The organism is Bounagaea algeriensis (genome assembly GCF_054491375.1).
In genome coordinates this window covers 3,980,559-4,003,158 of sequence record NZ_CM137102.1, presented here as the reverse complement: position 1 = coordinate 4,003,158, position 22,600 = coordinate 3,980,559, and the positions used below count along the sequence as shown (strand labels likewise).

General features: G+C 71.0%; 21 protein-coding genes and 1 pseudogene. 16 read left to right on the top strand and 6 right to left on the bottom strand.

The genetic code is table 11. The annotated features are described in order from the left end of the window. Positions 1–4: 4 nt before the first annotated feature. The 4 genes from uraH to ACVGV2_RS18140 form a co-directional block, all read right to left on the bottom strand. On the bottom strand, positions 5–340 hold the full coding sequence (uraH, locus tag ACVGV2_RS18155; protein ID WP_459163551.1) for a hydroxyisourate hydrolase: 336 nt from the start codon (positions 338–340) through the stop codon (positions 5–7). Beyond that, positions 337–852: a 2-oxo-4-hydroxy-4-carboxy-5-ureidoimidazoline decarboxylase gene (gene uraD, locus ACVGV2_RS18150; protein WP_459163550.1), complete on the bottom strand. Its 516-nt coding sequence runs from the start codon at positions 850–852 to the stop codon at positions 337–339. The genes uraH and uraD overlap by 4 nt, the downstream gene beginning before the upstream one ends. Before the next feature lie 324 nt (positions 853–1,176). Beyond that, a complete protein-coding gene (locus ACVGV2_RS18145; RefSeq protein WP_459166050.1) occupies positions 1,177–1,530 on the bottom strand; it encodes a helix-turn-helix domain-containing protein in 354 nt (117 codons plus the stop codon). A gap of 97 nt (positions 1,531–1,627) precedes the next feature. After that, positions 1,628–1,984, bottom strand: coding sequence for a thiamine-binding protein (locus ACVGV2_RS18140; RefSeq protein ID WP_459163549.1), 357 nt, complete (start codon positions 1,982–1,984; stop codon positions 1,628–1,630). Positions 1,985–2,189: 205 nt separating this feature from the next. Here ACVGV2_RS18140 and ACVGV2_RS18135 point away from each other — a divergent pair, with 205 nt between their 5' ends. The 11 genes from ACVGV2_RS18135 (at position 2,190) to groL (ending at position 14,395) form a co-directional block, all read left to right on the top strand. Beyond that, a complete protein-coding gene (locus ACVGV2_RS18135; protein ID WP_459163548.1) occupies positions 2,190–2,984 on the top strand; it encodes a hydroxypyruvate isomerase family protein in 795 nt (264 codons plus the stop codon). 125 nt (positions 2,985–3,109) lie between these two features. Then, complete coding sequence (locus tag ACVGV2_RS18130) at positions 3,110–3,988, top strand: 2-hydroxy-3-oxopropionate reductase (RefSeq protein WP_459163547.1); 879 nt, start codon at positions 3,110–3,112, stop codon at positions 3,986–3,988. A 167-nt stretch (positions 3,989–4,155) separates the two neighbouring features. Beyond that, the gene (gene gcl, locus ACVGV2_RS18125; protein ID WP_459166049.1) at positions 4,156–5,895 is read left to right on the top strand and encodes a glyoxylate carboligase; all 1,740 of its coding nucleotides are present in this window, start codon (positions 4,156–4,158) and stop codon (positions 5,893–5,895) included. Positions 5,896–6,043: 148 nt separating this feature from the next. Beyond that, positions 6,044–7,156, top strand: a complete 1,113-nt coding sequence (locus tag ACVGV2_RS18120; RefSeq protein WP_459166048.1) for a glycerate kinase — start codon at positions 6,044–6,046, stop codon at positions 7,154–7,156. A 139-nt stretch (positions 7,157–7,295) separates the two neighbouring features. After that, a complete protein-coding gene (gene allB / locus ACVGV2_RS18115; protein ID WP_459163546.1) occupies positions 7,296–8,663 on the top strand; it encodes an allantoinase AllB in 1,368 nt (455 codons plus the stop codon). Positions 8,664–8,741: 78 nt separating this feature from the next. Continuing rightward, positions 8,742–9,431 carry a tRNA (adenosine(37)-N6)-threonylcarbamoyltransferase complex dimerization subunit type 1 TsaB gene (tsaB, locus tag ACVGV2_RS18110; protein WP_459163545.1) on the top strand — a complete coding sequence of 230 codons (690 nt, stop codon included), beginning with the start codon at positions 8,742–8,744 and terminating at the stop codon, positions 9,429–9,431. Further along, positions 9,428–9,949, top strand: coding sequence for a ribosomal protein S18-alanine N-acetyltransferase (gene rimI, locus ACVGV2_RS18105; protein ID WP_459163544.1), 522 nt, complete (start codon positions 9,428–9,430; stop codon positions 9,947–9,949). Before tsaB ends, rimI begins: the two co-directional genes overlap by 4 nt. Next, a complete protein-coding gene (gene tsaD / locus ACVGV2_RS18100; RefSeq protein WP_459163543.1) occupies positions 9,946–10,998 on the top strand; it encodes a tRNA (adenosine(37)-N6)-threonylcarbamoyltransferase complex transferase subunit TsaD in 1,053 nt (350 codons plus the stop codon). Before rimI ends, tsaD begins: the two co-directional genes overlap by 4 nt. Before the next feature lie 171 nt (positions 10,999–11,169). Next, positions 11,170–11,760: a SanA/YdcF family protein gene (locus ACVGV2_RS18095; RefSeq protein ID WP_459163542.1), complete on the top strand. Its 591-nt coding sequence runs from the start codon at positions 11,170–11,172 to the stop codon at positions 11,758–11,760. Positions 11,761–12,385: 625 nt separating this feature from the next. Beyond that, on the top strand, positions 12,386–12,676 hold the full coding sequence (groES, locus tag ACVGV2_RS18090) for a co-chaperone GroES (protein ID WP_459157310.1): 291 nt from the start codon (positions 12,386–12,388) through the stop codon (positions 12,674–12,676). 111 nt (positions 12,677–12,787) lie between these two features. Then, a complete protein-coding gene (gene groL, locus ACVGV2_RS18085; RefSeq protein WP_459163541.1) occupies positions 12,788–14,395 on the top strand; it encodes a chaperonin GroEL in 1,608 nt (535 codons plus the stop codon). 517 nt (positions 14,396–14,912) lie between these two features. On the opposite strand, the pseudogene ACVGV2_RS18080 reads toward groL, so the two are convergent. Then, positions 14,913–15,203, bottom strand: a pseudogene (locus ACVGV2_RS18080) (WhiB family transcriptional regulator); the annotation flags it as partial. A 200-nt stretch (positions 15,204–15,403) separates the two neighbouring features. On the opposite strand from ACVGV2_RS18080, the gene ACVGV2_RS18075 reads away from it, so the two are divergent. The 4 genes from ACVGV2_RS18075 (at position 15,404) to ACVGV2_RS18060 (ending at position 20,148) form a co-directional block, all read left to right on the top strand. Beyond that, on the top strand, positions 15,404–16,594 hold the full coding sequence (locus ACVGV2_RS18075; RefSeq protein ID WP_459163540.1) for a MerR family transcriptional regulator: 1,191 nt from the start codon (positions 15,404–15,406) through the stop codon (positions 16,592–16,594). A 273-nt stretch (positions 16,595–16,867) separates the two neighbouring features. Next, positions 16,868–17,464 (top strand): response regulator transcription factor, encoded by a 597-nt coding sequence (locus ACVGV2_RS18070; protein ID WP_459157308.1) that lies wholly within the window; start codon positions 16,868–16,870, stop codon positions 17,462–17,464. A 788-nt stretch (positions 17,465–18,252) separates the two neighbouring features. Then, entirely contained in the window at positions 18,253–18,825 is a 573-nt protein-coding gene (locus tag ACVGV2_RS18065) for a sigma-70 family RNA polymerase sigma factor (protein WP_459163539.1), read from the top strand. After that, the gene (locus ACVGV2_RS18060; RefSeq protein ID WP_459163538.1) at positions 18,826–20,148 is read left to right on the top strand and encodes an anti-sigma-D factor RsdA; all 1,323 of its coding nucleotides are present in this window, start codon (positions 18,826–18,828) and stop codon (positions 20,146–20,148) included. A gap of 126 nt (positions 20,149–20,274) precedes the next feature. Here the strand turns inward: ACVGV2_RS18060 and ACVGV2_RS18055 are convergent, their stop codons facing one another. After that, complete coding sequence (locus tag ACVGV2_RS18055) at positions 20,275–20,658, bottom strand: DUF5319 domain-containing protein (RefSeq protein ID WP_459166047.1); 384 nt, start codon at positions 20,656–20,658, stop codon at positions 20,275–20,277. Between the two features lie 271 nt (positions 20,659–20,929). Between ACVGV2_RS18055 and guaB the strand changes: the two genes are divergently transcribed. Continuing rightward, the gene (gene guaB / locus ACVGV2_RS18050) at positions 20,930–22,441 is read left to right on the top strand and encodes an IMP dehydrogenase (protein ID WP_459163537.1); all 1,512 of its coding nucleotides are present in this window, start codon (positions 20,930–20,932) and stop codon (positions 22,439–22,441) included. Positions 22,442–22,600 lie beyond the last annotated feature (159 nt).

Below are 22,600 nucleotides of genomic sequence, written 5' to 3'. Positions count from 1 at the left end.
TTGGTCAGCTCCCTCGGTAGGTGGAAAATGCGAACGGACTGAGCAGCAGGGGAACGTGGTAGTGCTGTTCGGGGTCGGCCAGTCGGAAGGTGATCTGCGCCTGGGGGTAGAAGGTCGCCACACCCTGCCGGTCGAAGTAGTCGCCGGTGGCGAAGGTGAGCCGGTAGTCGCCGGCGTCGAGGCGGTCCGGCCCGAGGTCCCGGATCCGGCCGTCGTCATCGGTTTCGCCCTCGGCGAGGAGTTTCCACTGCGAGTCCACGAGGGACTCGAGGTGGACCGCGACGCCGGCGGCGGGTTGTCCGCGCGCGGCGTCGAGGATGTGCGTGGTCACGGCGCTCATTGTTCGATCACCTTGGCCAATCGGAGTCGTGCGATCTTGCGCAGTTCGGTGGCGACCACGTCGAGTTCCGCCTCCGCGTCGTTGTCCAGTCGGGAGCGCAGGATCTCGAGCAGCTCCTGCCCGCCGCGCCCGCTGGCGCACACCAGGTAGACGTGGCCGAAGCGGCGCTCGTACTCCTCGTTGCCCTCGCGCAGCGCCCGCGTCAGCGCCTCGTCTTCGGTGTCCACACCGGACTGCTCGGACCGGGAGAAGGAGCCTTCCCCCTCGGTGCGTTCGCCGATGCGCGGATGGGCCGCGAGAGCGCCGTGGATCTCCTCGGTCTCCAGCGGGTCGGCCGCCCGGTCGGCGGCCTCGTAGAGCTCCCGGGTGCTGCCGAACGGCCGCTGATCGGCGATGTCGGTCGCCCAACGGGGTACGTCCAGGCAGGCTTGCAATTGTTTGACGAGTTCCGGTCGGGGCAGGCCGTTGAGTTTGGTCAGCCCCGAGCCGGTGTCGGTGACAGGTGTCGACATCGCGTTCTCTCCGTGAGTGCAGCCGCCCGGGCGAATGGTTCTCCTGTTCGAGAAATGCGCCGAATGGCCGCGTGAAGGTTCTCCGTGCCGGTGCGGGTCAAGCTACGGCCGGGTTCAGCCAGGTGTCAACACTTTGTTGAATAGCGTGGGCACGGTGTTGTGCGCGGAGCACATCGCGCGGTGCTGCGGTCCGGACGTCCTGCGGGGCGGGTGCTGCGGGGCTGCTGCCCTGCGGAGCGGACGCTGCGGGGCTGCTGCGCTGCGGGGCGGGTGCTGCGGGGCTGCTGCTCTGTGGGACTGCTGCTCTGCGGAGCGGACGCGGGCTCAGTCCGCGCGGTTGAGGTAGTTGTAGACCGTGAAGCGGCTGACGCCGAGCGACCGGGCCACGGTCTCGACCGACTTGCGCAGTGTGAACGCACCGCGTTCTTCGAGCAACCGCACGGCCTGCTGCTTTTCCGGGCGCGGCAGCTCGGAGAGCGTGCCGCCGAGTTCGCGTTCGACCTGGCCGATGAGCCGGTCCAGGGCGGTGGTGATCTCCTCGTTGGGGAGCCGGACGGCGACGGCCGGAGCGCCGTCCCAGTAGAGCACGACGTCGTCGGGTTCGCGCTGCTCGACGGGGACCGAGACGGCGCCGAGCCGGTCGAGCAGCGGGGCGATCGCGGTGGCCAGGGGGTGCACGGCCATCAGCGTACTGAGTCGACCCGCCGGCGTGTCCCGCGTGTCGAACACACCGGGTGGCAGGTGGGTTGCGCTGCGCGCATGTTCCGAGCGCGCCTCACGCCGTTCCTGGGGTGGCCGTTCCGGGGGCGGAGTCCTCGCCGACCGCGGGGGCCGCGTCTTCCGGGTTCGCCTCGCCCGGGCTCGTCTCGTTCGCGGGCGCGTCCTCCGAAGCCGCGTCGTCCACGGTGATCTGCAGGGTCACCCGGTTCGCGCCGGAGGTGAGCGCCGAGTGCAGCACTTCGGCCAGCGCGGGCAGCACCGTCGAGTGGTCCCCGTGCACGGCCGTGCCCAGCGGTCCGAAGTCGGGGTCGAGGCCCGCCGCGAGCAGGACGTCACGCGCGTTGACGGCGTGCGCGGGCGGTTCGCCCTCGCCCTGGAAGGGCTCGGTGGTGAACTCGGCGTTCAGGATCATCGACGACCTCCTGCGGCAACCGTAACCGGCGGTTCGCGGCCGCGCCGAGGCAGGCCGTGCCGCGGTCACCGGGTCGCGGCGGAGCTCGAAAGCCCGCGATTCGGCGGAACGTGCGACGCGTGCGGCGTTGACCGCTCCGCACCTGCTCGCTTAGTCTATCGCTGTACGAAATTTTAGTTCCGTAATATGAAAAGAGGCGTTGTCGGTGGATCGCTCCCGTTTCGACGTCAACCTCTCCGTGCTCTTCACCGAGCTCGACCTGCTCGACCGTCCCGCCGCGGCCAAGGCCGCCGGCTTCGACGCGATCGAGTTCTGGTGGCCCTTCCCGGACCCGGTCCCGTCCGAACGGGAAGTCGACCGCTTCGTCCATGCCGTCGAGGACGCCGGAGTGTCCCTGGTCGGGCTGAACTTCTTCGCCGGCGACATGCCGGCCGGTGACCGCGGCGTGCTCTCGCAGCCCGCCCGGGCGCACGAGTTCCGCGACAACATCGACATCACCGTCGACATCGGCAAACGACTGGGCTGCCGGGCGTTCAACGCGCTGTACGGCAACCGCGTCGAGGGCGTCGACCCCGCCGAGCAGGACGCGGTGGCGACCGAGAGCCTCGTGAGCGCCGCCAAGGCGGCGGCCGAGATCGACGGGACCGTGCTCGTCGAACCCGTCAGCGGGACACCCGCCTACCCGCTGCACACCGCGGGCGACGCGGTGGCCGCCATCGAACGCGCGCGGGCGCGGGACGTGCACAACGTGGGTCTGCTGCTGGACATCTACCACCTGGTGGCCAACGGTGACGACCCGTCGCGCGCGGTGCGCGACCACGGCCGGCACATCGGGCACGTGCAGATCGCCGACGCTCCCGGCCGCAACGAACCGGGCACCGGATCGATCGATTTCTCCCGGCACTTCCGGGAACTCGACGACCTCGGCTACACCGGTCACATCGGACTCGAGTACAAGCCGAGCGCAGCGACCACGGACAGCTTCAACTGGATCCAGTGAGCGATCGCCGGGTAGCTGTTGCGAGTCGTGAACAGCTCCGTTCGCCACCACTGCGGAAGCAGCATCCGCACCAACGGCGCATCCCGCGCGCACAACAGCGTTGAGGAACATCAGGAGGAACCGAATTGAGCCGCATCGGATTCATCGGACTGGGCATCATGGGTGGCCCCATGGCGGCGAACCTCGTCGCCGCAGGCCACGAAGTCACCGGATACAACCGCAGCCGGGCCAAGGTCGACCGGCTGGTCCAGCAGGGCGGCGAGGCCGCCACCAGCGTCGCCGAGGCGGTGCGCGGGGCCGATGTCGTGGTCACCATGCTGCCGGACTCGCCGGACGTGGAAGCGGTGGTGACCGGCGAGGACGGCGTGCTCGCCCACCTGCCCGCGGGGACGCTGCTCATCGACTTCAGCACCATCCGGCCCGACGTGGCGCGCCAGGTCGCCGAGGCCGCCGCGGACAAGGGCGTGCGCATGCTCGACGCGCCCGTCAGCGGTGGTGAGCCGAAGGCCGTGGACGGCTCGCTGTCCATCATGGCCGGTGGAAGTGAGGACACCTTCGCCGCCGCGCGGGAGGTGCTCGACGTGGTCGGCTCGACGATCGTGCACGTCGGACCCGCCGGTGCCGGGCAGACCGTGAAAGCGGCCAACCAGCTCATCGTCGCCGGCAACATCGGCCTGCTGGCCGAAGCGCTGGTGTTCCTCGAGTCCTACGGCGTCGACACCAAGGCGGGCCTGGAGGTCCTCGGCGGCGGCCTGGCCGGCAGCGCGGTGCTCGACGCCAAGGGGACCAAGATGCGCGATCGCGAGTTCGGCCCGGGGTTCCGGCTCGAACTGCACCACAAGGACATGGGGATCGTGCAGGCAGCGGCCCGCGAGGCCGGTTTGACGATCCCGCTGGGGTCGCTGGTCAGCCAGCTCGTCGCGGCGGCCAACGCGCAGGGCGACGGGGCGCTGGACCACTCCGGCCTGCTGCGGCAGATCAACAACCTGAACGGTCGGGACTGACCGCGCCGCGCGCGCTTCCGGTCGGACCACGGCCGACGAGCCCAACCGCAAGGTCGCGGGTGGCGGTCGGGTAGCCGCCAAGCATTCCACCGCCACCCGCTCCCACCGGTGCGCGCCGAAGCGCCGCACCTGAGAGGAAGTCTCACATGATCCCAACAGTCCCCGCCATGCGGGCCGTCGTGGACGTGCTGGAGTCCGAAGGCGCCACCACCGTGTTCGGCTGCCCGGGAGCGGCGATCCTGCCCCTGTACGCGGAGCTGGAGCACAGCCCGATCGAGCACCTCGTGGTGCGGCACGAGGAAGGTGCCACGCACATGGCCGACGGCTGGTCGCGCACCACCGGCGGTGTGGGGGTGGCGATCGGCACCTCCGGACCCGCCGGCACGAACATGATCACGGGTCTGTACACGGCGCAGGCCGACTCGATCCCGATGGTGTGCATCACCGGTCAGGCGGTGTCGTCGAAGCTGCACCAGGAGGCCTTCCAGGCCGTCGACATCGTCGACGTCGCCCGCCCGGTCACGAAGTGGTCGGTGCGGGTCAACGAGGCCGCGCAGGCGCCGTGGATCTTCCGCGAGGCCTTCCGCACCGCGCGGTCCGGCCGTCCCGGCCCGGTGCTGATCGACCTGCCGCTGGACGTGCAGAAGCAGCACATCCCGTGGGACTCCGGCGTGGACGCTCCGCTGCCGGTTTCCGCGGTGCACCCGCACCCGCCGCGGGTGCGCAAGGCGCTGGACATGCTGCTCGAGTCGGAACGCCCGCTGCTGCTGGCCGGCGGCGGTGTCATCGGTGCGGAGGCGTGGCCGCAGCTGCGCGAACTCGCCGAACTGCTCGGCATCCCGGTGCAGGTGACGCTCATGGGCAAGGGGTCGTTCCCCGAGGACCACGAGCTGTTCGCCGGCATGACCGGGATCCAGACGGCGCACCGCTACGGCAACGAGTCGCTGCTGGAATCCGACCTCGTGCTGGCGCTCGGTGCGCGGTTCGGCGACCGGCACACCGGCGATGTCGACGTCTACCGCGGTGACCGGCGGTTCATCCACGTCGACATCGAACCCACCCAGCTCGGCAAGGTTTTCGGCCCGGACCTGGGTGTGGTCTCGGACACCCGGCTGTTCTTGCAGGAAATGCTGCGGCAGGCTCGGGAACGCGCGGCAGCGACCGACTTCCGCGGATGGGTCGAGCGCGTCGGCGAGCTCAAGCAGGCGCTGGTCCGGCCGGACGACTACGACGACGTGCCGATCAAGGCCCCGCGCGTGTTCCGCGAGCTCAACGACATGTTCGGGCCGGAGACGTACTTCGTCACGGCGATCGGGCTGTACCAGATCTGGTCCGGCCAGTTCCAGCGCACCCACCTGCCGCGGCACTACCAGGTGTGCGGGCAGGCGGGCCCGCTGGGCTGGGAGGTGCCCGCGGCGATCGGGGTGAAGTCGGCCGAACCCGACGCCGAAGTGGTGGCCGTGGTGGGCGACTACTCCTTCCAGTTCCTCGTGGAGGAGCTGGCGGTCAGCGCCCAGTACGACATCCCGTTCGTGATCGTCATGCTCAACAACGAGTACCTGGGCCTCATCCGGCAGGCCGAGGCCGACGGCTATTCGATGAACACCGAGGTCGACCTGCACTACGACGAGTACGGCACCGACAACGTGGCGATCATGCAGGCCTACGGCTGCACCGGCTGCCGCGTGCGCGATCCGGGTGATCTGGCGGAGTCGATCGAGTGGGCCCGCAAGACCGCCGGCGAGACGAGTCGGCCGGTGCTCGTCGAGGCGATGATCGAGCGGGAGGCCGACACGGCTCGCGGTGGCCGCATCGACGGGCTCATCGAGCCCGAACCCGTCCCGTTCCCCGAGGGGATCCCCGCGTCCGGCAGCACCGACCGGGCGGGGCAGGCGGCCCGCGCGTAGCGCGCGGCGCCCCTTCCGCAGGCCGGGGGTATCGGGTGGAATGGGACTCGTTGCCCCCAGTGTTGCCCGTCGGGCGAGCCGGGCGTCTCGGCGGGCAACACCCCTCTTGCAGTGGGAGAGACCTGGTGACGGGAGAAGGTCTGTGGCAGTGCTGATCGCACCGGACAAGTTCAAGGGCTCGTTGGCCGCGCCGGAGGTGGCCGATGCGGTCGCGGCGGGCCTGCGCCGGGTGAACCCGGACCTGGCGGTGCGCATCGCCCCGGTCGCCGACGGCGGTGACGGCACGGTGCGCGCGGCGGTCGCCGCCGGATACCGGCCCGTTCCGGTGCGGGTCACCGGACCGGTCGGCGAGCCGGTGGACACCGAGATCGCCGTCGACGGGTCGACCGCGGTGGTGGAGATGGCCACGGCCTCCGGGCTGGCGCTGCTCGATCCGCGGAACCTGGCCCCGATGACCGCGCACAGCACCGGCACGGGCGAGGCGGTCGCCGCGGCGCTGGACGCCGGGGCGCGCACCGTGGTGCTCGGCGTGGGCGGTTCGGCCAGCACCGACGGAGGTGCCGGCTTGCTCGCCGCGCTCGGCGCGCGGATCACCGACGCCGACGGCCGGGAGGTGCCGCCGAGCGGCGCGGGACTGCGCGACGTCGCAGCCGTGGATCTGTCCACTCTGGATCCTCGGCTGTCCGGAACGGACATCGTGCTGGCCTCCGACGTGAACAACCCGCTGCTCGGGGAGAACGGCGCGGCGCACGTCTACGGGCCGCAGAAGGGCGCCGAGGGCGACCAGCTCGGGCGGCTGGACGCGGCGCTCGGCAACTGGGCGGGTGCGCTGCGGCGGGCAGGCGGGCGCGACGTGGCCGCCGAACCCGGGGCGGGCGCGGCCGGCGGCGTGGGCTTCGCGGCGCTGTCGGCGCTCGGTGCGCGCATGCGTCCGGGGGTGGACGTGGTCCTGGAACTGGTCGACTTCGCCGGGGGCTTGACCGGTGCGGAGCTCGTCGTCACCGGTGAGGGATCGCTGGACGAGCAGACGCTGCACGGCAAGGGGCCCGCCGGAGTCGCGGAACGGGCGCGCGCGGCCGGTGTGCCCGTCCTCGCGGTCGCGGGCGTGTGCTCGTTGCCGCCCGAGCGGCTGCGCGCGGCCGGGTTCGCGGGCGCGTACGCGTTGGCCGACATCGAACCGGAGCCGCAGCGGTGCCTGGACCGGGCAGCGGAGCTGCTGGCCGAGCTCGGGGAGAAGGTGGCCCGCGACCGCGGTCTGTGAGGGCGTCGCGACCGCCCGTTCGTGCATTTCCACGCGAAATGTGCACGCACCTGGGGCGTCGCTCCCTCGCGGAGGCGGAGCTTGACCCGGCGCGCGAACAAGGCTCAACATTCTGTTGAAGCTCGAGGAAGGAGTCCCAGTGGCAGCGTCGACCCCCGACAACCCGGAGACCGTGTTCCGCGCTCCGCGGATGATCACCCAGCACGGCGAAGCAGCAGGCAGCGTGGCGGTGCGCGACGGCACCATCACCGCTGTCGACGCGCTCGACGCGCGGTGGAACGCGGGTCACGAGATCTCCCTGGGCGCGGACGAAGTCCTGCTGCCCGGGCTCGTCGACGCCCACGTGCACGTCAACGACCCCGGCCGGTCGGAGTGGGAAGGCTTCCCCACCGCCACCCGCGCCGCCGCGGCCGGCGGCATCACGACCATCCTCGACATGCCGCTGAACAGCATCCCGCCCACCACGAGCGGCGACGGGCTCGCCGCCAAGCAGCGGTCGGCCGCCGAGGCCGTGCACGTCGACGTCGGCTTCTGGGGCGGTGTCGTGCCCGGCAACGTCGCCGAACTGCGCGGGCTGCACGAGGCGGGCGTGTTCGGCTTCAAGGGCTTCCTGCTGCACTCCGGCGTGGACGAGTTCCCCGGGCTGACCGAGGACGAGCTGGAAAAGGCGATGCGCGAACTGGCCGGCAGCGACGCGCTGCTGATCGTGCACGCCGAGGACGCCGAGACCGTCGAGCACGCACCGCAGGCCGCCGGCACGGGCTACCGGTCGTTCCTCGACTCGCGCCCGGAATCCGCCGAAGTCACCGCCATTTCCCGCGTTCTCGAACTCTCCCGGCGCACCGGGTGCCGCGTGCACATCGTCCACCTCGCCGCGGCCGGCGCCCTCGACGAGCTCGCGCGGGCGCGCGCCGAAGGCGTGCCGGTCACCGTGGAAACCTGCCCGCACTACCTCTCGTTCTGCGCCGAGGAGATCCCCGACGGCGCCACCGCGTTCAAGTGCTGCCCGCCGATCCGCGGCGCGGCCAACCGCGAACGGCTCTGGAAGGGCTTGCAGGAGGGGATCATCGACTACGTGGTCACCGACCACTCGCCCTGCGTGCCCGAGCTGAAACTGCTGGAGACCGGCGATTTCGGCGGCGCGTGGGGGGGAGTCGCCAGCTTGCAGGTGAGCCTGCCCGCCGTGTGGACCCAGGCCCGCGCCCGCGGCCACGACCTGGCGCAGGTGGTGCACTGGATGGCTTCCGAACCAGCCCGGCTGCTCGGCGTGCCGCGCAAGGGCGCGATCGCACCGGGCAACGACGCCGACCTGTGCGTGTTCGCCCCCGAGGAGGCCTTCGTCGTCGACGCACGGGAGCTCAACCACCGCAACCCGGTCACCGCCTACGACGGGCGCCCGCTGGCCGGGGCGGTGCGCCAGACGTGGCTGCGCGGGCGGCGCATCCACGGTGACCGGGCACGCACCGCCCCCGCGCCGAGCGGGCGGTTGCTGCGCCGCGACGAGTGAGTCGCGCACGTGGCGGGCCGACGGGGGCGAGCGACCCGTGTACCCGTGGTGACCAGCGTTGAGCTACGCTGAGTAGCCGTGCTCGTCATCGCGTTGGACACAGCGACCCCCGCGGTCACCGCCGGGCTCGTCGAGCTCGGCGACGCTCCGCGCCGCCTCGCCGCGCGGATCACGACGAACCCCCGTGCGCACGGCGAGCTGCTCGTGCCGCACCTGGCCGACGCCGCCGCCGAGGCCGGCTGCGAGCTCTCCGCGGCCGACGCGGTCGTCGTCGGTTCCGGACCGGGTCCGTTCACCGGGCTGCGCGTGGGCATGGCCACGGCCGCGGCCCTCGGTACGGCGCTGGAGCTGCCGGTGCACCCGGTGTGCAGCCTCGACGCGATCGCCCGCAGCGCTTCCGGCGCCTGCCTGGTGGCCACGGACGCGCGGCGCAAGGAGGTGTACTGGGCGGCCTACGACGACGCGCACACCCGGGTCGACGGTCCGCACGTGCAGCGGCCCGCGGACGTCCCCGTCACCGAGTGCGCAGGCGCCGAGCACGCGGTCGCCGAGGTCCTCGGGGAGAAGGCCGCCGCGCTGGAGGTCCCCGAGGGCGTCCGGTGCCTCGAGGGGGTCGGGCCCGCTCCGGAAGGCCTGGTGGCTGCGACCGCGGAGGCGCTGCGCAGCGGTGCCGAACCGGACCCGCTGGTGCCGCTGTACCTGCGGCGTCCGGACGCCGCCGAGCCGGGGCCGCGCAAGCGCGTCACGCCGGCGAGGGGTGACCGGTGACCGGCGCCGATCTGACGGTGCTGCGGCTGCGCCGCAGCGATCTGCGCCGTTGCGCCGTGCTGGAGCAGGAACTGTTCGCCGGCGACGACCCCTGGACGAAGGAGATGTTCGAATCCGAGTTCAACCAGGGGAACTACTACCTTGGTGCGTACGACGCCTGCGAGCGGCTCCTCGGCTACGCCGGCCTCGCCTTGCTCGGCTCCGGTGACGGAGCAGAAGCGGAGGTGCACACTATCGGTGTCGACCCGCGAGCGCAGGGCCGCGGGGTGGGCACCGCCCTCCTGCGGGGGCTGCTCGAGCGGGCGGACGAGCGGGGCGCCGTCACGTTCCTGGAAGTCCGCACCGACAACGACGTGGCGATCGGGATGTATCAGGCGCACGGCTTCGAGATCGTCGGCACGCGGCGGCACTACTACCAGCCGTCCGGTGCGCACGCCTACACCATGCGGCGCGCGCGGGCCGCCGCCGGTGCGCAGGACGCGGCCGGTGCGCAGGACGCGAGGGAGGAAGCGGGATGACGGAGCGGATCGTGCTCGGGATCGAGACCTCGTGCGACGAGACGGGTGTCGGACTCGTCCGCCTCGACGCCGACGGTTCTGCGGAGCTGCTCGCCGACTCCGTGGCCTCCAGTGTGGACGAACACGCCCGCTACGGCGGTGTCGTCCCGGAGATAGCCAGCCGCGCCCACCTGCAGGCGATGTCACCGATGGTGCACCGCTGCCTGGAGCAGTCCGGGCGTCGACTGTCCGATGTAGACGCCGTGGCGGTGACCTCGGGACCGGGGCTGACCGGTGCGTTGATGGTCGGCGTGGCCTCGGCGAAGGCCTACGCCGCGGCGCTCGACGTCCCGCTGTACGGGGTGAACCACCTCGCCGGGCACGTCGCCGTCGACACGCTCGAACACGGCCCGCTGCCGGAGCGGTGCCTCGCGCTGCTCGTCTCCGGTGGGCACACGCAGCTGCTGCTCGTGGAGGGAATCGCGCACAAGATCACCGAGATCGGCAGCACGATCGACGACGCCGCCGGCGAGGCCTACGACAAGGTCGCCCGGGTGCTAGACCTGCCCTATCCCGGCGGGCCGCCGATCGACCGCTGCGCGGCGGAGGGCGATCCGCGCGCGATCGACTTCCCGCGGGGGTTGACCGGACCGCGGGACGCGCCGTTCGACTTCTCGTTCTCCGGCGTGAAGACCGCCGTGGCCCGCTGGGTGGAGAACGAGCAGGCCGCCGGTCGCGAGATCCCGCTCGCCGACGTGTGCGCCTCGTTCCAGGAGGCGGTGGCCGATGTGCTCACGAGCAAGGCGGTGCGCGCCGCGGCGGAGCACAACGTGGACACACTCGTGATCTCCGGTGGTGTCGCGGCGAATTCGCGCATCGCCGGGCTCGCGCGGCAGCGCTGCGAACGGGCGGGCCTGCGGTTGCGCGTGCCCCGTCCGCGGCTGTGCACGGACAACGGCGCGATGATCGCGGCGCTGGGCGCGCACGTGCTCGCCGCCGCCGCCGAACCGTCCCCGCGGGGGTTGTCGGCCGACCCGGGCCTGCCCGTGGAGACGGTCGTCGCGCGCTGAACGGGACATTGCCAGGTCGTTTTGTCCGTTGGGGCGGGGCCAGCTGGGAGGAACCCCGGGCACGCCTCTCGCTGTGGGTGCTCGACGTCGAGTAGCGGCCTACACGTGGAACGCACGTGCAGATTGCCGCCCTCGCCTCCGGTGGTCCGGCGCGGCCTGCACACTGAGCACGTGCGAACGATCAGCGTGGCGATCGCGGGCCTGCTGCTGGCCGCGGCGGTCGCGTGCTTCGCCCCGTGCGCGTGGGTGCTGCTGCGAGTCCGCGGACGACTGCGCCGTCCCGGCGACGTCCCGCGCACCACGCACGCCCTCGTGCTCGGCGCCGGAGTGCGCAGCGACGGCCGACCCAGCCTCATCCTGCGCGGGAGGTTGGAGACCGCGTTGGACCTGTGGGAGCGGGGTGCGGTGCGCCGCATCGTCGTCAGCGGAAGCCCCGCATCGCGCGGGCACAGCGAACCCGTCGTGATGCGCGAGCACCTCGTCGCGCGCGGTGTGCCGCCGGCGGCGGTCGTTCTCGACGAATCCGGCGTGGACACGTGGCGTTCGTGCCTGCACGTCTCGCGGGAGTTGAGATTGGACTCGGTGATCGTCGTGACCACGAGGTTCCACCTGCCCCGCTCGGTGGCGCTGTGCCGCCGAGCGGGCGTTGACGCCTACGGGGTGGGGCACGACGCGGCTGCCGCGGGACTGCGGCGCGTTGCCGCCCGCGGCGCCCGCCGCGAGGCCTTCGCCCTGATCAAAGCCTTCTGGTGGCGGCGCTGATGCGCAACAGCGGCTGATGCTCCGCAGCGACTGATGCTCCGCGGCGACCGGGATCCACAGCGTCTGGGGCTCCACAGCGACCGGGCTCCACAGGGATGGGCTCAATAGCGCGGCCGGCGGTCGGAACGGTTCGGAGGCGCCTTCGGGCCCGGTGGGCGGGACGGGCGGGGGCGGCGCTCCCATGGGCGACTCGCGGGTTTGCTGCGGGCAGCCATGTGGGTGAACCTAGGAGACCGAACCGGGCTGTGGGAAACGCACATGGCGCGCGGTGACATTTCACGCATGCCGATCTACCTGCGAAGATCACGCACTGTGGATCACCGGTTACCACGTTCGGTGTTCGTGCGCACGGATTTCGCGGTGCGGGTGGACGAAGTGGCTACCGCACCGGCGGCGGCGCGGTAGCGTTGCGGCGACCGGGCGCTGCGCCGGGGTTGGCAGGGCCACCGGTTCGAGCGAAAACACGAGGTTCGCCGACGGTGGTAGTTGAGGACTGGCACTCGGGTGGGTAGAGTGCTAGATGAACGGCGCCGGAGCGCCCCGGCACCCGCGACGGCGGGGAGCCACGGTAGCCGTCGTAAATCCAGCCAATGCTTTGAAGGCCCCAGAAGGTGGAGGTCACACCGTGGCGAGCATCAAGCCGCTTGAGGACAAGATCGTTGTCCAGGCGAGCGAAGCCGAGACGACGACCGCGTCCGGCATCGTGATCCCGGACACCGCCAAGGAAAAGCCCCAGGAGGGCAAGGTACTGGCTGTCGGTCCGGGGCGGATCGACGAGAAGGGCAACCGCATCCCGCTGGATGTCAACGAGGGTGACGTCGTCATCTACTCGAAGTACGGCGGCACCGAGGTCAAGTACAACGGCGAGGAGTACTTGATCCTCTCCGCCCGCGACGTGCTGGCCGTCGTCAACTGAAGCCGAGCACCGTGCGAGTGATGCCGCCCCGGAGGTCCCCGAGCGGGATCACCGGGGCGGTTCGCGTGCGTCAATCCGCAACCGCTCTTCCACGCGAAAAGGCTGAAACACATGGCTAAGCAGATCAGCTTCGACGAGCACGCCCGCCGGGCGCTCGAAAGCGGAGTCAACCAGCTCGCCGATGCCGTCAAGGTGACCCTCGGTCCCCGCGGTCGGCACGTCGTGCTGGACAAGCAGTTCGGCGGGCCGCAGGTCACCAACGACGGCGTGACCATCGCTCGGGAGATCGAGCTCGAGGACCCGTACGAGAACCTTGGTGCGCAGCTGGTCAAGAGCGTCGCCACCAAGACCAACGACGTGGCCGGTGACGGCACCACGACGGCCACCGTCGTCGCCCAGGGCCTGGTCCGCGAGGGCCTGCGCAACCTGGCCGCCGGTGCCAACCCGGCTTCCCTGAACGCTGGCATCGAGGCGGCCGCCGACGCGGTCGTCGAGGAGCTGAAGGCCAAGGCCACTCCGGTCAAGGGCCGCGACAACATCGCGCAGATCGCCACCGTGTCCTCGCGTGACGAGAACATCGGTGCGCTGGTCGGCGAAGCGATGGAGCGGGTCGGCGAGGACGGCGTGGTGACCATCGAGGAGTCCTCCTCGCTGGCCACCGAGCTCGAGGTCACCGAGGGCCTGGAGTTCGACAAGGGCTACGTCTCGCCGCACTTCGTCACCGACGCCGAGCGGCAGGAAGCGGTGCTGGAGGACGCGCAGATCCTGCTGCACCAGGAGAAGATCTCCAACATCCAGGAGATGCTCCCGCTGCTCGAGCAGATCGCGCAGGACAACAAGCCGCTGCTGATCATCGCCGAGGACGTCGAGGGCGAGGCGCTGTCGACCCTGGTCGTCAACGCCGCGCGCAAGACCTTCCGCGTCGTCGCGGTGAAGGCCCCGTACTTCGGTGACCGCCGGAAGAGCTTCCTGGCGGACCTGGCCGTGTCCACCGGTGCGCAGGTCGTCTCCCCGGACGTCGGCATGAAGCTGTCCGAGGTCGGCCGAGAGGTGCTGGGCAGTGCCCGCCGCGTCACCGTGACCAAGGACAGCACCACCATTGTGGACGGTCGCGGCAGCGCCGACGAGGTGCGTGGCCGCACCGAGCAGATCCGCAAGGAGATCGACGCCAGCGACTCCGACTGGGACCGCGAGAAGCTGCAGGAGCGGCTGGCGAAGCTTGCCGGCGGCGTTGCGGTCATCAAGGTCGGCGCGGCCACCGAGACCGAGCTCAAGGAGCGCAAGTCCCGCATCGAGGACGCCGTTTCCGCGGCCAAGGCCGCCGCGGAGGAGGGCAGCGTCCCCGGCGGTGGTTCCTCGCTGATCCACGGCGCCAAGGTGCTGGAAGGCGACCTGGGCAAGACCGGCGATGAGGCCACCGGTGTCCGCCTGGTGCGCGCGGCGCTGGAGTCCCCGCTGTACTGGATCGCGCACAACACGGGCAAGGAGGGCGCCGTCGTGGTGTCCCGCGTGCGCGACATGGAGTGGGGCTCCGGTTTCAACGCTGCCGAGGAGACCTTCGGTGACCTGGTCAAGCCGGGCATCGTGGACCCGCTGAAGGTGACCCGTTCGGCCGTGTCCAACGCCGCCTCGGTGGCGCGGATGCTGCTGACGACCGAGAGCGCGGTCGTGGACAAGCCCGAGGAAGAGGAGAACGAGGGCGGCGGCCACAGCCACTGATCGAGCGTCGTTCTCGCTCGACTCGAGCCTTCGCCGATCCCGGCGGCCCCGCGGTGGGGTCGCCGGGATCTTTTTTCGTCCGGCGCGCCGCACGCCTGGGACGTGCAGTTGCAACGGAACATGCACGTGCACCGGTCTGCGGACGGAGGATTCCCGGTGCCACCGGGAAGAGCTCGCGCGGGAAGGATCGCCCGGGACAGAAAGGACTCCGGGCAGCTCACTCCTGCCCGGAGTCCTTCGCGTCCGGTGTGGAGTTGTGGCGTGCGGTGAATGGCGCCCCTCGTCGATGTGCACTCGCATGCACTGCCATGCACCGATGTTCACCGTTGTCCGCAGGCTCGCGCGGTGGCGAGCGTCAGCGTCAACTCGCCAACCTGGCAGCCTCCTGCTGAGGCTCCTCCGAGATCTCCTGCGGACCGCCCTGCTGGGGCACCTCCGAGATCTCCTGCGGACCGCCCTGCTGGGGCACCTCCGAGATCTCCTGCGGACCGCCCTGCTGGGGCACCTCGGGATGGATCATCTGGTGTTGGCGCTTGCGGGCCTTGATGATCATCTCGCGTTCCGACTCGGACAAACCGCCCCAAATGCCGTACGGCTCTTGCACTCTCAGGGCGTGGTTTCGGCACTGCGCGATCACTGGGCAACGTTGGCAGACTTCTTTGGCCTTGGCCTCGCGACGTGCGCGGGCAGGGCCGCGCTCACCGTCCGGGTGGAAGAAGTACGCGCTGTCCATTCCGCGGCAGGAACCCCGTATCTGCCAGTCCCAGATATCAGCGTTGGGTCCTGGAAGACGTCGAGTATCCGCCATTGCGTCGACCACCTCCTACTGGTGGGTTCCCCTCCCTGTCGGGCTCGGCCCGACCTCGCGAGATCCACCGTAAAACCGAGCCACACGTTGTTCAACCATAATCGCGCCAAATATTGGTCAATCATGGCAGCGGTGTCCGTTCGGGGGTGCTTGTCGCGATCACCTCGACTGGGTTGCTCTCGGCGTGCTAGAGCCGGAGCATGTCCCGCGTGATGACACGGCCGGAACGCGAGCACGACTCCGACGACGCCACGCCTCGGCCGGCCGAGCACGAAGCGGCGCAGGCCCACGAATCCGATTTAGCGGAAGGAACGGGCACCGCGCGGCGGCGTTCGGCCCGGGGCGAGGAATCGGAGGCCGAGCAGCCGCGTTCCGCTGCGCCCGAGTCATCGGAGAAACCCCTGCAGCAGCCCCGTCTGACAGTTGCCGCGGTCGCGCGCCGGCTCGGCGTTGCGCCGGCCACGCTGCGCACGTGGGACCGCCGCTACGGGCTGGGCCCCAGCGATCACGCGAGCGGGCACCACCGCCGCTACGCGCCCGAGGACGTCGCGCGGCTCGAGCAGATGCAGCGCGCACTGCTGCGCGGTGCCTCCCCGGCCGAGGCCGCGCGGTTCGCGCGCAGCGTCGACATCGATCCGAGCGATCCCGCCGACGCGGTCCGCGCGGAGGCGAAACCGAGCGGCAGCGAACCGGTGCTGCGGTCGGGAGTGCTCGACGACGGCCCCGCGGAACAGATCGACACCACTCGGAGCGGGGGGCAGGGGTTGCGCCTGGCGGGTGCGGGCCCCCGTGCCCGCGGCCTGGGGCGGGCGGCGTTGGCGCTGGACACCTGGGCCGCGCAGGGTCTGCTGCGCGAGGCGGTCGAGGCCGACGGCGTGGTGTCCACATGGGAGGAGACGCTGCACCCGGTGCTGCGCGCGGTCGTGGAGCGGCGGCAGCGCACCGGTAGCGGGATCGAGGTGCAGCAGCTGCTGGTGGACTGCTCCTCGACGGCGCTGCGCGCGGTCATCGCCGCGGCGCCCGAGCCGGTCAGCCCGCGCCCGGTGGTGCTCGCTCCCGTGCCCGGCGAACCGCAAGGGCTCGAGCTGGTGGCGTTGGCCGCGGCGCTGTCGTCCGCGGGAGTGGGCCAGCGGCTGTTCGGCGCGGGAGTGCCGCGCGAGGGGTTGTGGGCAGCGGTGCGCCGTGCGGCGCCGGCGGCGGTGATCCTGTGGGCGGACCAGCCGCACTACGCCTCGTCCCGACTGCTCGCCGAGGTTCCCGCCACCCGGCAGCGGGCGCGGTTGTTCGCCGCCGGTGCCGGGTGGCCCGCCGCGGGACTCGCGGGCGGAGCCGAGCACGTGGAGTCGCTGCGGACCGCGGTCAGCCGGGTTTCCGAGACGGTTCTCGACTAAAGTGACGTAAATCACAGTAACCGTACTCATGTCGTACATTCGAGCGAAGACAGCTCCCGAAAATACGTGCGGACGAGTGAATATCGCAGGTAATCGGCTTACAGGCGATCACGTGTCGCCCGCGTGCGGTCGGAACGCGGGACTGTGGTCTGTTCCGGTGAAGATCATCGAGGCGCACGATGGGCGAATTCCCCACCGGATCGGGTCAAGGTTTCCCGGTCTCCAGCCGATAAGGGGAGGTGGAACGTCACTCGCCTGCAGGAAGGAGTTCCCGTGACGACGGTCCTGATCTGCGATGACCGACGGAGTGTCCGAGAAGGACTCACCCGCGTCATGTCCGCGGTGCCCGGGGTCAGCCGTATCGACTGCGTCGCTCACGGCGACGAACTGCTCGCGCGCTACTCCCGGCAAGCTGTGGACGTGGTGCTCGTGGGGACCCAGCGTGCGGTGCCCAACGGCGTGGAAGCCACGCGGCGGCTCGTCTCGGCGCACCCGCAAGCCAATGTGATCGTGTTCGGCGCGCCGGACGACGCGGCGAGCATCGCCGCGGCGATCGCGGGAGGTGCGCGGGGTTACCTGCGCTGGGACGCCTCCCGGCCGGAGCTGGTCGCGGCACTCGCGCACACGCTCGCGAGCACCTCGGTGCCCACACCGCGGCAGCCTTCCGACCCGGGCGTGCAGCTGACCGAGCGCGAGCTCCAAGTGCTGCGCGGCATGAGCCAGGGCAAGAGCAACGGCCAGATCGGCCGCGAGCTCTACCTGTCCGAGGACACGGTGAAAACGCACGCGCGGCGCTTGTTCCGCAAGCTCGGCGTGCGCGACCGCGCGCAGGCGGTGGCACACGGGTTCCGGCGCGGTCTGGTGGCCTGACCGCGCCGGTGGGCGGCCAAGCCGGGCTCACCCTCCGGGTGCGGAACTCCTTCGGGAGTGGTGTTCCTGTCGAGGGCGGGTGACCGGGGTAGTTGGGGAACCTCCCGCACGAGGGCCCAGCTGCTCCGGCCTCCCGCCCCGGACAGCGGAGTCGGAGCCGTGCCTCGATCCTTCCTCGCGAGGAGTCGCGCAGGAGAACCCGCCGTGAGCCCGGTTGCGAGGTGACCCCGGCCGGACGTGTGTACATTTCGCGCGAAATGTACACACCCCTCGGTCGAGCCGTCCGCGGCGTTGCTGCGGGTGGTGGCGTGACCGATCGCGGGAGTGCGCAATGTCTCATCGCAGGGGCGGGGTCGGGACGTCGGGTACGATCCGTTTTCCGGGCGAGCGGTGCAGGTCTCGTTTCCGGCGGTGCGGTCGGAGTGTCCGGGAAGCCGGTTCTGCGCGGCACGTGCCGGAGGTGCGCAGCGGGACGAATCGTGCGGCGGCGTGGTCCGCTGTGGTTCGTCGCGGTCCCTCGCCGCCCGGGAGCGCGGCCCGTCCGGCGCGCGTCCGAGCGCCCTCCGGTGTCGCGGCGAACGCTGATGAGCTGCGAAAGATCGCAGCGCCGACCGGTGCAGCCGCGTTCTCTGGTAAGTGTGAACAGGCGGTGGTGGGGCTGCGCGCGCCGAGTCCCCGTTCAACGGCCGCTCATGGCCCGGTACGGTGAATTCGGTGCGGCGTGCTGGAGACGACGTCCGCCTGAAATTCGAGTCGCTTAACGCGTAACACCAGGGCTGCTGTCTGCGATGACCAATGTGGGGGACGGGCTGGACGCTCTAGTAAGCGCCGCCGTCGACGGCGATCGTCAGTCGATCGAGCGCTTGCTGGCCGAAATCCGTCCTTTGGTGGTGCGGTACTGCCGCGCCAGGGTTGGACGCAACGAGCGGTCGTTCGCTTCGGCGGACGACGTCGCGCAGGAGGTGTGCCTCGCGGTGATCACCGCGCTGCCCACCTACCGCGACCAGGGGCGTCCGTTCCTGGCGTTCGTGTACGGCATCGCCGCGCACAAGGTGGCAGATGCGCATCGTGCATCCGCCCGCAACCGTTCGGAGCCCGTCGCGGACGTGCCGGACACCCCGGAGTCGGAGGCGGGGCCCGAACAGCGAGCGCTGCAGGATGAGCTCTCCGGCAGGATGGCGCAGCTGTTGCGTGTCCTCCCGGACAAGCAGCGGGAGATCCTGCTGCTCCGGGTGGTCGTCGGCTTGTCCGCTGAGGAAACCGCCGAAGCGGTCGGTTCGACGCCGGGAGCCGTGCGTGTTGCGCAGCACCGCGCATTGGCCCGGCTGCGCAAGACGCTGTCCGCGGAGGAGGTGGTCTGAATGGCTGAGCGGAAAGGGCCGGCAGGTGAGCGACCAGAGCATGAGCCCTTCGACTCCGGTCAGCAGGATGACCGCTCGCACGGCGTGGGCGAGCGGAACGACGAACCGAACACCGAACCGAAAGGGACCGGCAGCACCGACCACGGTGACGGTGCCGCGGCGCGGGCAGTGACTTCCGAAGAGAACCCAGAACCCCCAGAATCCACGGACGAGGACGGCGCGGGCGAGCCGACGGCGGAGTCGCCCGACAACGTGCTGTCCTTCCGCAAGCCCGAATCGGCCGAGGATCCCGACTCGACCGGGGATCCCGACTCGACCGGGGATCCCGACTCGACCGGGGATCCCGACTCGACCGGGGATTCCGAGTCGGCCGGGGCTGCGGACGCCGCTTCCGCGGAGGCCGACGCGGCGGAACCCGCCGAAGCCAGCGGCGAGGCCGCCGATGATCCCGACCTGCTCGAGCAGGAGGAGATCGGCGAGCCCGTCGATCTCACCGCCCTGCGGGCCGACGACGCATTGCTGGACGCGCTCGGCGGCACGAACCCCGAGGTACCCGAGCGGGCCGGCAACGCACCGAACTTGGAGGAGCTCCTCGTCTCCTGGCGGCGGGACATCGATTCCGCGCCGGTCGAGGAGCTCGTCGATGTGGATCAGGCCGCGGGCGCGCTCGAAGAGGCCCAGAAACCGCAGCGCCGCGGTTGGTTCCGCCGGCGGCACCTCGTGCCGGTGGCGACGGCCGCGGCCGTGCTCATGATCGGCTGCACCGGCGTGGGCGTGGCCGCGCGGGACGCGTTGCCCGGCGACATGCTCTGGGGCGTGGCCCAGGTGTTCTACTCCGACCACGCGAAGACCGTGCAGGCGGCCACGTCGGCTCGGGAGGACCTGCGCACGGCCGAGACCGCGCTGGACGACGGCCGGACGAGCACGGCGGAGTCGGCGCTGCGCTCGGCGCGCGAGCGGATGAGCGCGGTGGACGACGAGCACAGGCTCTCGGACCTGCGGGCCGCGCACCGTTCGCTGAGCGCGCGCGCGGACGAGGGTGCCGGTGAGCAGGACCCGACACCGCCGCCGACGACCACCTCGCAGGAGCCGCCGTCCAGTTCGGTGACTTCCCCGACGCCGACCGAACCGGGGCAGCCGCCGCCACCACCGCCGACCGAGCGGCCGACCACGACACCGCCGACGACCTCGGAAGGTTCGACGACACCGCCGACGAGTTCGAGCGAGCCGAGCGAGACTCCGGAGTCCTCCACGTCGGATCCGGCGTGGGGTCCGAGCAACCCGTTCTTCTCCGACTCGGACGAGGAGCAGCCTTCGAGCTGAGGTGTTCCGAAACCCGGTGGGAACCACCTTCGCCCCGGTCCGAACTTCGGGCCGGGGCGAAGACGTGCCGGGAAGACGTGCCGGCGAAGACGTGCGCTGCAGGCCTCGGGAGAGGTCCCGGGAGGTTCAGGCCTTGGGGTAGTGGCTTTCGGACTGGCTGACACCGTCGACGAAGCCGCGGCAGTACTCCCAGGTGACGTACTGGTTCGGGCTCGGGTCGTACGCTGGTTCGTGCGGGCGCATCCTGCCGTTGTGCAGCAGTTGCTCGAGGCTGGCGCGCAGCAGGTCCCAGTCGTGGTAGTGCGCTTCGCCGCAGTCGACGCAGTCCACGACGATGCCGCGGACGCCGCGCGGCTCCAGCAGCGCCTGGTACACGGCGAGGTCGGCCAGATCGGCGAGCAGCTCGGTCTGCTCCTCGTTGCCGAGCGGTGGATCGGCCGGGTCCGGGTCGTTCTCCCCGAGCGCTGTGCTCGGGTCCTCCGGATCCCCCGCGAACGGGTCGGGTGGCATCTGGTCGTGCGGCACGGACCGAACGTTACCCATCCGCACAACGCGGTTCGGCGCACGGGGGTCCATCACCGCGTGGTGTTTTGCGTCCCGTCACATCGGCCGCTCCGGGCGGCAAGCCGCATCCACGGGTCTCTATCATGGGAGTAATCCCGTTCTCCGCAGGTCGCGGTGCACCCGCGCCCCGCACGGCGCTCACCCGTCCGGTAGCCGCGTGCGGCCGACCTGCCCGCACTGCTTCGACCCGACCGGTAGGAAAGGCACATCGCTCGCCATGACCAGTGAACTGAGCGCCTCCAACCTCCCGCCGAAGTTCGCCGCGCTGGGGCTGACCTTCGACGACGTCCTGTTGCTGCCGGACGAAACCAACGTCATTCCCAGCGAGGTCGACACGACGACCCGGCTCTCGCGCAACGTGACGCTGCGGGTGCCGCTGGTCTCCGCGGCCATGGACACGGTGACCGAGGCCCGCATGGGCATCGCCATGGCGCGGCAGGGCGGTGTCGGGATCCTCCAGCGCAACTTGTCGGTCGAGGAGCAGGCGGCGCAGGTCGAGGTCGTCAAGCGTTCCGAGTCCGGCATGGTCACCGACCCGGTGACGTGTTCGCCGGAGGACACGCTCGCCGATGTCGACGCGCTGTGCGCCCGTTTCCGCATCTCGGGTGTGCCGGTCGCCGACGCCTCCGCCCAGCTGGTGGGCATCATCACCAACCGCGACATGCGGTTCGAGATGGACCACACCAAGAAGGTCCGCGACGTGATGACGACCTCGCCGCTGATCACCGCGCAGGTCGGTGTCACCGCCGACGTCGCGCTCGGCCTGCTGCGGCGGCACAAGGTCGAGAAGCTGCCGATCGTGGACAACGCGGGCAAGCTGCGCGGGCTGATCACGGTCAAGGACTTCGTCAAGACCGAGCAGTACCCCGACGCCACCAAGGACGCCGACGGCCGGCTGCTGTCCGGCGCCGCCGTCGGTGTCGGCGCCGACTCGCGGGAGCGCGCGATGGCGCTGGTCGACGCGGGGGCGGACGTGCTCGTCGTGGACACCGCGCACGGTCACTCGCAGGCGGTGCTCGACACGGTGACCACGTTGAAGAAGGAGCTCGGCCCGTCGGTGGACATCATCGGCGGCAACGTCGCCACGCGCACCGGCGCGCAGGCGCTGGTGGATGCGGGGGCCGACGCGGTCAAGGTCGGTGTCGGGCCGGGGTCGATCTGCACCACCCGCGTGGTCGCCGGTGTGGGCGTCCCGCAGATCACCGCGGTCTACGAGGCGAGCCTGGCCTGCCGTCCGGCCGGGGTGCCGATGATCGCCGACGGCGGTGTGCAGCACTCCGGTGACATCCCCAAGGCCCTCGCGGCGGGCGCGAGCAGCGTCATGCTCGGCAGCCTGCTCGCCGGCACGGCCGAGGCGCCGGGCGATCTCGTGCTCGTCAACGGCAAGCAGTTCAAGGTCTACCGCGGGATGGGCTCGTTGGGTGCGATGCAGACCCGCGGCGAGCAGAAGTCCTACTCCAAGGACCGCTACTTCCAGGACGACGTGCTCAGCGAGGACAAGCTCGTGCCGGAGGGCATCGAAGGGCGCGTGCCGTTCCGCGGCCAGCTCGAGCAGGTGATGGACCAGCTGGCGGGCGGGGTGCGTTCCGGCATGGGCTACACCGGCGCGCGCACGATCCCGGAGTTGCAGGACGCGCACCTGATCCGCATCACAGCCGCCGGGCTCAAGGAGAGCCACCCGCACGACGTCGCCATGACCGCGGAGGCGCCGAACTACACGACCCAGTGAGGTCGGTGCGGCCGCTGCACCCCCGCGGTGCGGTCTGCGGCCTGCTCCATGAGCGGTGCGGCCGCGTGGTCTTCCGCCGTCCGAGCAGCGTGCGCCGCCGCGCCCGGGCGTTCACCCCGGTGCTGCGCATCCGGGGCGAGTAGAGAGAATGTCCCGTCG